The organism is Prosthecobacter sp., assembly GCF_044236155.1.
Classification (GTDB): Bacteria; Verrucomicrobiota; Verrucomicrobiia; order Verrucomicrobiales; family Verrucomicrobiaceae; genus Prosthecobacter.
Genome location: NZ_JBIIHA010000004.1, coordinates 23,859 through 37,742, shown reverse-complemented (window position 1 = coordinate 37,742; position 13,884 = coordinate 23,859). Strand labels below are relative to the sequence as shown.

9 protein-coding genes are annotated in these 13,884 nt (G+C 60.3%); 1 reads left to right on the top strand and 8 read right to left on the bottom strand.

Going from position 1 to position 13,884, the window contains the following annotated elements; translation table 11 throughout:
* Positions 1-20: 20 nt before the first annotated feature.
* The 8 genes from ACILSE_RS05150 to ACILSE_RS05115 all read right to left on the bottom strand — a co-directional run bounded on the left by ACILSE_RS05150 (position 21) and on the right by ACILSE_RS05115 (position 13,105).
* Positions 21-1,637 (bottom strand): L-lactate permease, encoded by a 1,617-nt coding sequence (locus ACILSE_RS05150; protein ID WP_395716291.1) that lies wholly within the window; start codon positions 1,635-1,637, stop codon positions 21-23.
* Positions 1,638-1,686: 49 nt separating this feature from the next.
* Positions 1,687-4,563, bottom strand: a complete 2,877-nt coding sequence (locus tag ACILSE_RS05145; protein WP_395716290.1) for a DUF1553 domain-containing protein — start codon at positions 4,561-4,563, stop codon at positions 1,687-1,689.
* Positions 4,564-4,587: 24 nt separating this feature from the next.
* Positions 4,588-5,850 carry a G protein-coupled receptor LGR4 gene (locus ACILSE_RS05140; protein WP_395716289.1) on the bottom strand — a complete coding sequence of 421 codons (1,263 nt, stop codon included), beginning with the start codon at positions 5,848-5,850 and terminating at the stop codon, positions 4,588-4,590.
* 72 nt (positions 5,851-5,922) lie between these two features.
* Positions 5,923-7,077 (bottom strand): hypothetical protein, encoded by a 1,155-nt coding sequence (locus ACILSE_RS05135; RefSeq protein WP_395716288.1) that lies wholly within the window; start codon positions 7,075-7,077, stop codon positions 5,923-5,925.
* A gap of 175 nt (positions 7,078-7,252) precedes the next feature.
* Positions 7,253-8,548, bottom strand: a complete 1,296-nt coding sequence (locus ACILSE_RS05130) for a hypothetical protein (RefSeq protein ID WP_395716287.1) — start codon at positions 8,546-8,548, stop codon at positions 7,253-7,255.
* Positions 8,549-8,654: 106 nt separating this feature from the next.
* Positions 8,655-10,028, bottom strand: a complete 1,374-nt coding sequence (locus ACILSE_RS05125) for a DUF1552 domain-containing protein (RefSeq protein WP_395716286.1) — start codon at positions 10,026-10,028, stop codon at positions 8,655-8,657.
* Between the two features lie 98 nt (positions 10,029-10,126).
* Positions 10,127-10,618 (bottom strand): four helix bundle protein, encoded by a 492-nt coding sequence (locus ACILSE_RS05120; protein ID WP_395716285.1) that lies wholly within the window; start codon positions 10,616-10,618, stop codon positions 10,127-10,129.
* Between the two features lie 39 nt (positions 10,619-10,657).
* A complete protein-coding gene (locus tag ACILSE_RS05115; protein ID WP_395716284.1) occupies positions 10,658-13,105 on the bottom strand; it encodes a DUF1592 domain-containing protein in 2,448 nt (815 codons plus the stop codon).
* 211 nt (positions 13,106-13,316) lie between these two features.
* Between ACILSE_RS05115 and ACILSE_RS05110 the strand changes: the two genes are divergently transcribed.
* Complete coding sequence (locus ACILSE_RS05110) at positions 13,317-13,832, top strand: hypothetical protein (protein WP_395716283.1); 516 nt, start codon at positions 13,317-13,319, stop codon at positions 13,830-13,832.
* Positions 13,833-13,884 lie beyond the last annotated feature (52 nt).

The following is a 13,884-nucleotide window of genomic DNA, read 5'->3' as shown; positions in this document are numbered from 1 at the left end:
CATACGTGGACCGTGGAGCCTTACTTCACAATCATCCACGGCAGCCAATAGGCCTGCGCCATCACCAGCAGGCCCATGAGGAGAGCGAGCGCTACGCTGTGCCAAAAGACAGAGCGCAGCACCGTGCCCGCATCGGGGCTGTCTTCGCGCCCACCCGTCGCTACGGCGGCGACGACGATGCTTTGCGCGTCGATCATCTTGCCCATGACGCCACCGGAGCTGTTGGATGCCGCCATGTGAACTGGCGAGAGGTTTAGTTGGTTCGCCGTGACTTGCTGAAGATTGCCAAAAAGCACGTTCGACGCTGTGTCGCTGCCCGTGAGCGCCACGCCGAGCCAGCCGATGATGGGTGAGAAGAAGGGGAATAGCACGCCAGTGGAAGCCATCATCAGGCCCATCGTGGTATCCGTGCCGCTGTAGCGTGTGACGTAACCCATCGCGAGCATCAGAGATATGGTGAGCAAGGAGACGCGCAGCTTCCAGATCGTGCGTCCATAAATGCCGAGCAGCTCACGTGGCGACACGCCAAGGCACAGGCCAGCGAGCATTCCCGCGAGCATCGCTGACGTGCCCGCCGAGCTCAGCAGGTTCAGTTTGAAGACCGCCTTCTCCATCTCCACGTGCGGCACTACAGGTGGTACCTTCTCCACGGCAAGGTGCAGCATCGGCACCGCGATCTCGCGATTGAAGAGCGCATTCAGTGCCGACTTCACCTGCGGAGTGCCCCAGACAAAAACAAAAAGTGTCAGGAAGATCCATGGTAGCCAGGCTTTCCAAGCTCCCGCCGTGGTGGTGGTATCGTCGATCGTTTCATCTGCGGCATCACTGGGCTTCCACACTTTCATGAAGAGCACGAGCGCAGCCATCGCCACCACTGCGCTGGCGATATCGACAAGCCACGGGCCGTGGAAATTGCTCATCAAAAACTGCATCACCGCAAAGCTCGACCCCGTGACGAAACAGGCTGGCCAAATCGCCACCATGCCACGCCAGCCCACCTGCGCTGCCACCAGCCAAAACGGCACGAGCAAAGAAAAGATCGGCAACTGCCTGCCCACCATCGCACTCAGCTTCATCAGGTCGAGCCCCGTGATCTCCGCCATTGTCGTCAGCGGGATGCCCAGCGATCCAAACGCCACCGGAGCCGTGTTTCCAATCAACGCCAGCTTGGCTGCTTCGAGCGGTTTGAAACCCAGCCCAATCATCAAAGCCCCCGTGATTGCCACGGGTGCACCAAAGCCTGCGGCACCTTCGATGAAGGCCCCAAAGCAAAACGCGATCATCAGCGCCTGGATGCGTCGATCACCAGACACACCCGCGATCTGTTTCTGCATTATCTCAAACTGCCGTGTCTCCACGCTCAGGTTGTAAACGAACATCGCGTTCAGCACGATCCAGCCGATGGGAAACAGGCCAAACACGGCCCCATTCAGTGCCGCCATGCCTGCAAGCTGTGCTGGCATGTGATAGACAAACACCGCGATCACCGCCGCCGCCACCAGCCCTGCCAGTGCCGCGAAATGCGCCCGCACATGCCAGAACGCCAGCAACCCCAGCAGCAGCACCACAGGCAACGCCGCCACGAGCGACGAGAAGATCAGATTGCCGAGAGGATCATAGTTTTGAGACCAAGTCATGGCTCTAAAGCGTCCACATGGTCGCAAACTTGCAATCACTGATCCTGCTTCAATCTACAAAGCTGAATTCGTTGAGGTTTAAAATCACGCGGCAGGCGTTTTCGAGGCCTTCCCGTTTCGCGTAGGCTTCGAGGGCGGTGATTTCCTCCTCCGTTGGTTCGCGTGCGAGTGCGAGTTGGAAGGCGCGTCTCACGCTGCCGGCATGCGCGGCGAAGTGTTTCGCCATGGTGACGGTGAGGCCGTTGTTCATCATGGCGAGGGCTTGAAGCGGGCTGAGGGATTCGTTGCGCTTGTCCACCCGCATGGAGGGATCAGCGCAGTCGAGCACGGTCATGAAGGGCTGCTGCTGGCTGCGCACGATGAAGCGGTAGATGCTGCGGCGGTGGCTTTTCGGATCCTCGGGATCGTGCAGATGGTATTCGTAGTGCGGCGAGTGCTGCGGCTTGTCGATAATGAAGTCCTGAAAGCTCGGCCCGCCTATCGTGAGGTCGAGTTTGCCGCTGACGGCGAGGATGGAGTCGCGGATTGCCTCGGCGTCGAGCTTGCGGCGGGTTTGGTGGGCGTAGAACGAGTTTTCGAACTCGTTGCCTGAACGAGTTGGAAAACTCGTTCTACGATACGTCTCACTCATCACGATGAGCTTGTGCAGCTTCTTCAAGCTGCCGCCCATGTCATCGCGGAAGGTCACCGCCAGCCAATCCAGCAGCTCGGGATGGCTCGGCTTCGCGCCCATGCGGCCAAAGTCGTTGGCGGTTTCGACGAGGCCGCGGCCAAAGTGATGCTGCCACACGCGATTCACGATGCTGCGCCAGGTGAGCGCGTTATTCTTGTCCGTGATCCATTTCGCCAAAGCGGCCCGGCGGGCGGCTTCGTGATCGCCGCTGACTTGGAAAGGCAGATCAAACAATCGGCCAAGCGTGCTGACAGCACCTGGGCTCACCTCTTGAGCGGGTTGCTTCACATCGCCACGTTTCAGCACTTGGATCGTTCGTGGAATACCGTGCGTGCCTTTGAAAGCACCGCTGCCGTAGTGGACGGCTCCGGCATACACTTTCTGCGGTGCGGGCAATTGCGGTAGGGCATCGCGTTTCTTGCGAGCTTCACGCAGTTTCGTTTTCGTGGCCTCATCGGCCTGAGCGAGCATGAGGGCATCGCGTTCGCGGATGAGCTTTAGTTTGTCCTCTTCGCTGCGGCTTTCGGGGGCGATGCCGTCAGTGAGATTCGCTTTTCGCCAGCGCGGCGCGGCCTCGATGCTGTCGAGGGAGGTCACGGGGCGGCCTGCGGCCAGATTGGGGCCGGTTTTGCTGTCATAGACCTCCATCTCGGCGAGAGCGAAGATGTAGTCGTTTCGGCGCGGTGCGAGTTTCACCGCAGTGACACGCACAAAGCGGCCCGTGACGCCGTCATCGCCTGCGGTGCCGCTTTCGAAAGGCTTCAGACCCGGATTGGCGAAATCATTCATGAAGGTGGCGTCGTGCTTCCGCCACACGAGCGTGACGCCGGTCTGGAAGGTGGGATCATCGCTGACCTCGATTTTGAAGCGCACCGGGAAGCCGAAGCCGCCGCCGATCTTGCCAAAGTCGTCGTAACAGGGCTTCAGCACGATGCGCTCGACCTGCACGCTCTTGCCGAGATCGACCTGCACCCACTTCACGGCATCCTGCGTTGGCGAAATGGCGCTGTGATAGCCGAAATCAGGTTTCGCATTCGGATTCGCGCTTTTCTCCGCCGCACCGTCGATGCGCTTGCTGAGGTAGGTATAGGCTTCACCGGCTTTTTTCTTCAAAGGCTCCTCCAATGCCGTGATGGTATCCGTGATCTGCTTCTTCTGCTTTTGAAGCGCGGCGAACTTCTGCATCGACGCGTCATCCGGGTAGTAATCGACCTCCGTGCGGTCGATGCCGGCGAAGACGGCGTGCAGCGAATAGTAGTCCTCCTGCGAGATGGGATCGAATTTGTGATAGTGGCACTGCGCACACTGCACGGTGAGGCTGCACACGGTGCCGATGGCGTTTTGCACCATGTCATCGCGATCGAGATGCCGGGCGATCTTGCCATCGAGCTTCGTCTCCGGCACCTCCGCATGGCCGATGTAGTCCCACGGCCCTGCGGCGATGAACCCAAGTGCCGTGATGCCATCCACCGTGCCGGGATAGAGCGCATCTCCAGCGATCTGCTCCTCAATGAAACGGGCGTAAGGTTTGTCGTTGTTCAGCGCCCGGATGACGTAGTCGCGGTAAGGCCAGGCGTTCATGCGCGGCTTGTCTTTGTCGTAGCCGTGCGTTTCGCCGTAATGCACGGCATCCAGCCAGTGCCGCGCCCAGCGCTCGCCGTAGCGGGGCGAGGCGAGAAGATGATCGACGAGCTTTTCGTAGCGTTCGTCCGACAGGTCGGACCAGTCTGACAAGTCCGACGGTGTGGGCGGCAGGCCGGTGAGATCAAAGTAGAGCCGGCGGATCAGCGTGCGTGAATTCGCGCGGGGAGCGGGTGTGAGGCCTTTTTCTTGGAGCTTCGCTCGAATGAAGTCATCCACAGCTCCGCCTTGAGGTTTGGAGAGTGGCTTGAAGGCCCACCAGTCCGTTTTGTCCTCCAATTTCGCCACATCCACGCCATCAGGCCAGTTCGCGCCTTCATCGATCCAGCGTTTCAGCGTTTCGATCTCCGCACTGCTCAGCTTCGACTTCGGCGGCATGGGCGTGTCTTTTTCCAAACCGCTGACGAAGCGGAAAAGCTGGCTTTCCGCGCTCTTTCGCGGCGTGACGTGCTTCAATGCCACCGCCTTGATGTCGAGTCGGTAGTCGTTCTTCTGTTTTTCAGCGCCGTGGCACTCGTAGCAGTGCTTTTCAAAGATCGGCCGCACTTCGCGCACGAAATCCACCGCGAGGGCGGGGACCGTGCAGAAGGGAATGAGTGCCAGAAAACGCATGCAGCTACCTACGTCACGACAAGCTCACTTCGCAAACTTCACGTCCACTTTGGGCAGCAGGGCCTTCACTTTGGCCTGAGTTTCATCAGGGTAGCCTTTGCCGTAGCGGACGAGCGTGAGGGTTTTGAGGTGGGCAAAGGCTTGGAAGTGCGAGAGTCGGGTGTCGGGCAGTTCGAGATTCGAGAGGGAGAGTTCCTTGATCTGAGTGACGCCAGCCACGGCGGTGAGATCGGCGTCGGTGAAGGCTTTGGCATCCAGCGAGAGTTTGCGAAGGGTGGGAATGGCTTTGACGGTGGCGATGGCTTCTGCGGCCGGACTGCACACGCCATACTCAAGTGCCACGTATTCCATCGGCAGCTCGCGCAGGTGCTTCATGAGGCCTGCGGTGGCCTTGGCGCAGCTAATTTCGATGCCGGTGAGGCGCTTGAGCTTCTTGAAGTGCTCCGCACCGGCGTCGGTGAGCTGCTTCGAGTGCCAAAGCTTGATGAACTCGAGATTGGGGAACTTTTCACACACATAGCCGAGACCTTCGTCATCCAGGCCGTTGCTGTGGAAGTTGATGCGCTTCAGCTTCGTCCAGCCATCGAACTTCGCGAAGAAGTGACCGGGATACCCCGCGCCTCGTGGTGTGAACGACTCCAGGTTCTTCAAACCCGCCAGCTTTTCCCATCCCGCGTCGGTGGCTTTGCCAAAATAGGCCAGTTCGAGGTTGGTGAGATCAGGACACTCGGTGAGTTGCTGGAGCTGAGCCAGGCTGGCATCGCCCAGTCTGCCAAAGCCGCTCACACTCAGGCTCTTCAACTTCTTGAGCTTGAGAAGCGGAGCTACCCAAGCGTCCTCGATGCCCGACGCCTCCAGCTTGACCGACTCCAGCGACGCAATGTGTCCGAGGTGCTCGATGAATGCGGCGTTGTAGGGATCGGCGTTCTCCGTGCGGTGATCGTGAGCCTTGCCTCCCAAAATGTTGGTGCTGACCTGGGTGAGCGTGTCAAAGATCGCAATGTCGCCGCCAGCTACCTTCTTCAAGGCATCGGGCGTGGTGTTGACCTTCGTGAAGGCGCCCGGTGCGCTCTCGATCGTGCGGATGACGGCTACGACATGCGGATGCTGCTGTGCGGCGGTGACAATGGCGGCGGCGTGGTCGCTGAGTGCTTGCTTCAATGCCGAATCGCTGGTGGCCGTGATGACGGCATCGAGATCGGCGCGCGAGGTGATCCGGGAAAGACCGGGCGCGGCAGCATGCAACATGCTGAGCGAAGCGAGGAGGAGGGCGATGGGGAATCTCATGTTTTCGTTCCTGGTTCTTAGTTCTTGGCTCTTCCCGGCTAACGAAAAACCAGGAACCTAGAACGCTCTGGTTCAATACTTCGGAAAAATGGCGGGCGTTGGGAAGCGTTCGTCCATGTTGGCGCCGTCTTGGAGGTATTCCTCGCGGGGGACTTGGACTTGCGGCCAGCTGCTGGGGCGGATGCGGACGACGCGGGTGGGGCGGATGCCTTCGATGATGAGATCGGTCTCGAATCGAATTTGAATGCCGCTGCTGCCGAGCGGGGCTTCGCCGGGCGTCTTGGTTACTTCGAGAAGCGTGCCGCGGGAGCACATGTGCGCAGGGCCGTAGGCGCCGTGGGTGTGTTTGAGTGTGTTTTCGACGGCGTTCATCATGGTGGAGGTGCCTTTGGTGAAATCGGCGTAGAGCGATGGGTCCATGCCTCCGAACAAAGTGGCGGTCACGGTGGCGCGGCCGAACTTGCCATACTCGACCGCGTCGATCCACGCGGGCATCCAGCGACTGCGGATGAAGGCTTTGTGGGTCTCGGTTTGATTCTTCGCAGCGCGTTGCATGGCGGTGTCGTCGAGCCAAATGTCGGAAACATGGAAGCGGGTGAAGATGCCATCCGGTGTGGGCCTCCAGGTGATGCCGAGGAGCACCGACTGGCCGTTGAGTGCTTTTTTGCCGTGTTTGGGCCAAGCGCCTTCGGTGACGAGGTCTTCGATGCTGAGGCTTTCGCGGCCACGCCACACGCGGGTGGCGGCATCGAAGGTCAGCTTTTCCTCGGTGGCCTTGCCGTCGCCTCCTTTTTTCGGTTCGCGTGTCGCGATGAGGAGGCCTGCGTTGTCTTTGATCTCGATCTCTTTGAGCTTCCAGTTCAAACCCTCACGCTGGCAGTGGCTGGGCTCGTCCTCGAGCAGCAGGACGTGGTTTTCTGGCGGGAAGATGCCTGCGCCGCGATTGTGGTTCGCGTCCTTTTTACCGCTGTCGAGTGCCAACACCGGCACGGCGGAGGTCTTGGGGTCTGGCGGGAGAAACGCATGCACATGCATCACAGTGCCGAGCGGGATGTCACGCAGGTCCGCCGGTGCGCCGTGATACCGCACGATGCCATACGGCAGCATGGCGAAAGGATGCGGATCATTGCGAAAAAACATGCCCGATCCCTGCACGCGGATGCTGCCGCGACGGTTCGCATGATCCACGAAAACGAGTTCACCACGGTAGGTGTGCGCTTTGTCCAAAGGTGGAAACTTGCCAGCTTCGGGGCGGAAGGGGGCGGTTTCTTGTTCTTGGTTCTTCGTGCTTGGTTCGTTATTGGCGGCGTTGACGTTAATGACGACCGCACACGCAAGAGCAAGGCATGCTGAAGGAACAAAGAACCAGGAACGAGGAACAAAGAACGGCTTCATAAGTGTGTCAGTATTTCGGAAAAATGTCGGGAGTCGGGAAGCGCTCTTCGATGCTGCCCTGGTTGATGTATTCCTCGCGTGGCAGGTGCACGTCCGGCCAGCTCGCGGGGCGCACGCGGACGATGCGCGTGGGGCGCATGCCTTCGGTGATGAGGTCGGTCTCGAAACGAATCTGGATGCCGCTGCTGCCGAGCGGAGCTTTTCCGGATGTTTGGATGACCTCGTGGATGGTGCCGCGTGCAGCCATCTGCGTGGGGCCGGCACTGCCGCCTTCGATATGCTTGAGCGTGTTTTCGACGCTGTTCATCACAGCGGGCACGCCCTTGCGAAACTCCTCGTAGAGCGAGGCATCCATGCCGCCGAACAAGGTCGCCGTCACGGTGGCGCGACCGAACTTGCCATACTCGACCGCATCGACCCATCCGGGCAACCAGCGGCTGCGCATGAAGGCCTTGTGCGTTTCTGTCTGGCGCAGTGCCGCGTGTTGCATCGCTGCGTCATCAAGCCAGATGTCCGAGACATGAAAACGGGTGAACACACCTCCGAGCGTGGGCTTCCAGGTGAAGCCGAGCATGACGGATTGCCCGTCGAGAGCCTTTTTGCCATCCGCAGGCCATGCGCCGTCGTCGATCAGGTGTTGAACGAGAAGGCACTCGCGACCGCGCCATACGCGCGTGGCGGCATCGAAGGTGAAAGTCTCGTCTTCGGCCTTGTTGTTGATGCCTTGCTTGGCTTCACAGCTGGCGATGAGCATGCCCTCGCAGTTTTTGACCTCCACCTCCTTCAGCTTCCAGGTCAAACCCTCGCGCTGGCAGCGGCTCGGCTCGTCTTCGAGGAGCAGGACGTGGTTCTCTGCGGGGAAGATGCCCGCACCGCGATTGTGGTTCGCGTCCTTGTCCTTGTTGTTCACCGGCAGCACGGGCACGGCGGAGGTCTTCGGGTCCGGCGGGAGAAAAGCATGCACATGCAGCACCGTGCCGAGTGGGATGTCCCGCAGGTCCGCCGGTGCTCCGTGATACCTCACGACACCATACGGCAGCATCGCGAACGGATGCGGATCATTCCGACGAAACATGCCCGATCCCGCCACGCGAATGCTGCCACGCCGATTCGCATGATCGACGAAGACGAGCTCACCGCGATACGAGTGCGCTTTTTCGAGAGGCGGGAACTTGCCGGGTTCGGGGCGAAAGGGCTCGTCGGCGGCACGCGCAGCGGTGATGAGTATCGTGATTCCCATGCACAGCGCCATGAACCATCGGTTCGATGGAATGGTGGAGTGATGGAGTGGTGGTTGTGACATGTTCGACCCTGGTGGTGGAGAGATGGAGAGCGCGAGTGGTGCAATGGCGAGATGAAGCAATGCTCGGGTGCATCCCTCCAAAAATCCATCACTCCACTGCTCCAGGTCAGATCGCGATCACCTTGTTGCTATCGCCAAACTTGTCCGTCTCCACGCCCATGCGCTGGGCCATGAGGAGGAGGAGATTGCTCATGTGGGCGTCGGAGTTCACCGGGCGGCTGCAGACTTGATAGTGGGCCGTGGTGAGGGCACCGTCCTGGCCGAGCGAGTAGCCTGCGAAGCCTTTGGCCTGCTTGTTGAAGTCGAGATGGCTGCCATGCTTCAAGCCGAGGCTTGAGCCGCCGGCGAGCACGAGCGGTAGATTCGCATTGCCGTGGCTGTGGCCGTAGCACATGCCGCTGCCAAAGAGCGACATCGTGGTGTCGAGAAGCGGCTTGCCGCCCAGGTCTTTCGTCTCCGAAAGGCGCGTGAGGAAGTAGCTGAACTGCTCGATCGCGAAGGCATCGTAGTTCGTGAGCTTTTCCATGTAACCGGCATCGCCGCCGTGATGGCTGAGCTGGTGGCGCGATTCGGTGATGCCGATCTCGGGAATGGAAAAAGCATCGCCCTCGCCGCCGAGGCTGAAGGTAGCCACGCGGGTCACATCCGTCTGAAACGCGAGCACCATGAGGTCATACACCGTGCGGAAGTAATCGCCGGCCATCGTTTGCGCGACATCACGGTTCGTGCGCTTGCGGTCGGCATCGGAAATGACCGGCAGCGGCGTGTCGAGCCACGCATCCGCACGGCGCGTGCGGATCTCCGCCTCGCGCACGGAGGTGAGGTATTGCTCCATGCGCCCTTTGTCCTCCGCGCCCATCTTCTTCTCCAAACTGCGCACCTCGGCGAGGTTCGCGTCCAACACACTGCCCTTGCGACGCAAAGCACGTCGCTGGGCCATTTTGCCGCCTTTCGGTTCTTCAAAGAGGGAGGCGAAAATCTCGCTGCAACGACGCAGCGCCGGCAATTGCACGCCATCGGCCGTCCAGGCCAGCGAACCCTGCGTGAGCGCGACCTCCATCGACGGGTAGCGCGTGTGCGGAGCGGTGATCTCCGCCATCTTCTGGTCCACGGAGATCGTGTTGCGATCCGAAGGACCGAGCTTGCCACCCGTGAGCCACACGGAGATGCAATTGTGATGATGTGACAGGCTGCCCGGGTGATGCAGACCACTGATCGGCGTGATCACATTGCGATGCTTCTCCAACGGCTTCAGCGAGCGGGAGAACTCATAGCCTTTGCCCTCCTTCAAAATCTGGTAGTTCAGCGAGTGCACCCCGTTCGCGAGGTAGATGAAAGCACTGCGCTTCGGCGTCGCAGTCGCACTCTCAGCCGCGCGGAGTGGAACCATGCATTCGAGCATTGGAAGGGAGATGAAGCTACCGAGCGCTTTCAGCGAGTGGCGGCGATTGAGGAGCCAGGATTGAGTTTGGATGTTCATGGAGAGGAGGCGGTGGAGTGATGGAGTATTGGAGAACTGGAGTGGCGGAGTATTGGAGTGATGGGGGCTGCGGTCGGTGTCATTTTTCCAACACTCTATTACTCCACCACCCCATCCATCAGGACGCTGAGGTCGTGGGTGATGGCGGGGTCGGTGCCGTATTCACTGGGAGCTTCGCGAACGATCAGGGTTTCGGTCCAGTCGTTGGCGTTGCGCTTGTGTTCGAGGGATTCGACGAGTTTGAGGAGGCGGTTTTCGAGTCGGAAAATCAACGTGTCGAGCTGTTCAAAGGTGGAGGGATCGATCTGGCCGTTTCGTGAGTAGGCGATGAAACCTGAAAGCGTTTCCCCGAGTGACCCCAACGCGATATTCAGGTGCTGGAGATACTCTCGGATGGTGCGGCGGCAGTAACCCTCGGCGATGTTGCGGTGGACCGAGTCACTGGAGGCCATGGATTGTGATGCGAGCTTCTTCAGCTCAAAAGGCCAGCCCCGCACAGCACTCCAGGTAAGCCCATACAACTCGACAGCATCCTGCCACACCAGCAATTGCTGGTATCCGCGGTTCTTGTTTCGTCGTTCAGTGCTCATTCGTCATCATTCCATTACTCCAACACTCCAACACTCCCGTCACCGCTTCCTCAACAGCTCCGACATCGCCACCGCACGCACGATGTCTTTGATGCGGTAACCGCTCTTCTTCGCCTCGGTCGCGATGGCCTGGAGATCATCCTGATCATCAAACGCGACCGGGCGGCGGAGGGCGTAGGTGCAGAGGTGGTCGATGAAGGCGCGGGCGAGTTTGTCGCGGTCTTCGAGGAGGCGTTGTTTGAACTCGTTGACGTCCTTGAAGGCGCGTCCGTCGGGCATGGCGCCGCTGGAGTTGATCACGGGGTCCTCTCCGACACCGGCGGGGATTTTTTCGCGGGTGCGCCACTGGCCGATGGCGTCGTAGTTGTCCCAGGCGAGGCCTAGCGGGTCGATCTTTGCGTGGCAGGCGGCGCAGTTGACGTCTTCGCGGTGGGCTTCGATCTTTTGGCGCAGCGTGGCCTTGGGGCTTTGCGGCGTCGGAGGCTCGATGGCGGGGACGTTGGCGGGTGGTGGAGGCGGTGGCTTGCCGAGCACGACCTCGCTCAGCCACACACCGCGATGCACCGGACGATGGCGCGTGCCATCGGAGGTAAGGCCGAGCACGGCGCCCATGGTGAGCAGGCCGCCGCGATGATGCTCCGGCTTGAGCGAGACGCGTTGAAAGCCGCCCTTGGCCGGTTCCGGCAGGCCGTAAAAGCCGCACAGGCGTGCGTTCGCCACGGTCCAGTCGGACTCGATGAAGCCGTCGATGGACGTGTTGTTCGTGAACATCTCGCGGAAGAACTCCACCGGTTCGTTGCGCATGCTTTCCTCCAGCCACGCGTCGTAGGTCGGATAGAGCTTCTTGTCCGGCGGAAACATGCCCACGCGGTTCAGTTGCAGCCACTGACGCGCGAAATCGTCGATGAAGCGGCTCGTTTTGCCATCGGCGAGCATGCGGTCGATCTCCTTCTTCAAAGCATCGCCCTTCAGCGTGCCGGATTTCGCCGCGGTGAAGAGCGCGTCATCGGGCATCGAGCTCCACAGGAAATACGAGAGCCGCGTGGCGAGCTCGGAGTCGGTGAGTTGCTCGCGGGCCACCGGATCGCCCTCGACGATGTAGATGAAGTGCCGCGAGGTCAGCACGCCCTGCAAAGCCACGCGATAGGCATCGACGAGCTTTTCGCCCGCGTCGCGCTCATCGCGATACGACTTCAAATACTGCTCCAGCTCCTCCAGCTTCACTGGGCGACGCCACGCACGCTCGGCGAACTTCTGCAAATGCGCCGCCACCACCTCCGGTGTGGCATCATCAGGCGGCACCACGTCCTTGCGCCGTGCTTTCTCCGCGTCGGAGACCAGCGGGCCTTCCCACTCGATCCAGTCGAGCAGCACGGTGGAGAAGATGCCATTGCCCTTTTCGTCGAACATCTGCGGCGCGTTCGGGTTTAAGAGCATCGTCTCGCTGCTGTGCGTGAAAATGTAGCCACCGCGGCTGCCCAGCGCATTGCGAAAGGCCGCGCCCTGCCGGCGATCCACCACATCCGTGGCCACCACGCAAAAGTCGAGCTGCGCGGGCATTTCGAGGAAGACCTCAAACTCATACACCTGCGGCTTGTCCTCCGGCGCGGTGATGTCGAACTCGATCATGCCATCCACCGTCTCCTCGCCCGTCTTCTTGCCGATGCTCAGATGCGCCGTCTGACCGTCCGGCGGGCGGATGCCGCTGGCCTGGATGCGCAGCTTGTAGAGCCCGCTGTGCTCCGGCCCCGTCTTGCCAAACCAGTTGGGCGAAAGCGCATTCTGAGTCGTGCCAGGGAACATCAGGTAACGCAGCGGCCGCTTGATGCCGAAGCGGTCCAGCGCCGCCTGCTGCTCCTTGCCGCCGCCGTAGCGCAGATCCGCCGCGGTCTTGCGCACCTTGCGTGCCTCGCTCGTCGCGGTGGGAAACGCACGATCCAGCACCAGCTCCGCCGCGCGGTAGTAGCGGTCCACATGCGAGGGCGAGAGCGACAGCTCCGAGCCGATGCGCTCAAAGCCATGCCACAGGTTGTCCTCGTTCAGCTCGCCCGGCTTCGTGGGATCGTAGCGCACGCCCAGCAGGTCATAGACCGTGTTTTGATACTCCTTCCGGCTCAGCCGGTAATGCGCCACCGCCGGCCGCTGCGCCATGCGGGCCGCGCGACCCTGCTTCATCAGCGCATCGAGATTCGTCACAAAGGCCGCGATCTCCGCCTGCGTCGGCTTCTTCTCCTTGTCCTTCTTCGGCGGCATCTCGCCCGAGTTTACGTTTTCGATCACCTCCGCCCAATGATGCGTGTCCGCGCCGAGTTGGAAGTCACGCGAGAGCTCATCGATGCGCAGATCCCCCTTCTCCTTCTCCGGCCCATGACAGCGGATGCAGTGGGTTTTCAAAAACGCCTCAAACGGCTCCTCCGCCACGGCGGTGGAGGCAGTGAGCAGGCTGGCAAAGGCAAACAAAGTCCGGGAGCGAAAACAGGAAGGCATGGTGACGGCGATACCAACGCCACGCCGCAGGCTTCCTTTGCGCTGAGTCACCCCCGAAAACTCGGGGGGGAGGCACCGCATGTCGCACGCGATGAGGAAGCCGTTGCTTGCCAAAGAAATGGTGGCTGGCTAGGCTGGGGCGGGTTCGTCCACATAGAAGTAAGTGTGGATTACCAACGTTCGCCAAAGAAACAGAGTCCATCGCCCGCCCATGAAAATCCCCGTCTTTGTGTCGAGTCCAACGAAGCTCAATCCCAAACAGATGGCCGTTCGAAAGGCTATATTTGCTGTATTGGACACCTTTGGACTTGAGCCGAGAGCGCTGGGTCAATCAGATTACCCCACTCATCTCCCGCTTAGAGAAGTGCTGGTTATCGGGAGGCGATGTGTAGGTGCCATGATACTCGGATTTGAGCAGCACTTCGCTCCGAAAGTGGAGATTCGGAGAGGTCTCGAGAAGTGCGATGGCGGTGGTGAGTGCGAGAACTTGGGCTATCCCACACCATGGAATCATCTTGAGGCTGGTATTCTATACGCTCTCGGCCTGCCCCTTTTGGTCTTCCGTGAGCCGAACATTGCAGGTGGGATTTTCGACCACGGTGTATCAGACGCTTTTGTCCATCCTATGCCTGATTTGGATGCTGCCGGCGCTCTTCCTCAGCCTGTGATTGACGTGTTTCTGAAGTGGCAGGCAGATGTCCGTCAGGTTTACTATGGGGAGTCATGAAATGGACATTTAGCAACGATTGACGACACACCAGAACGGGTCGACGGCGCTG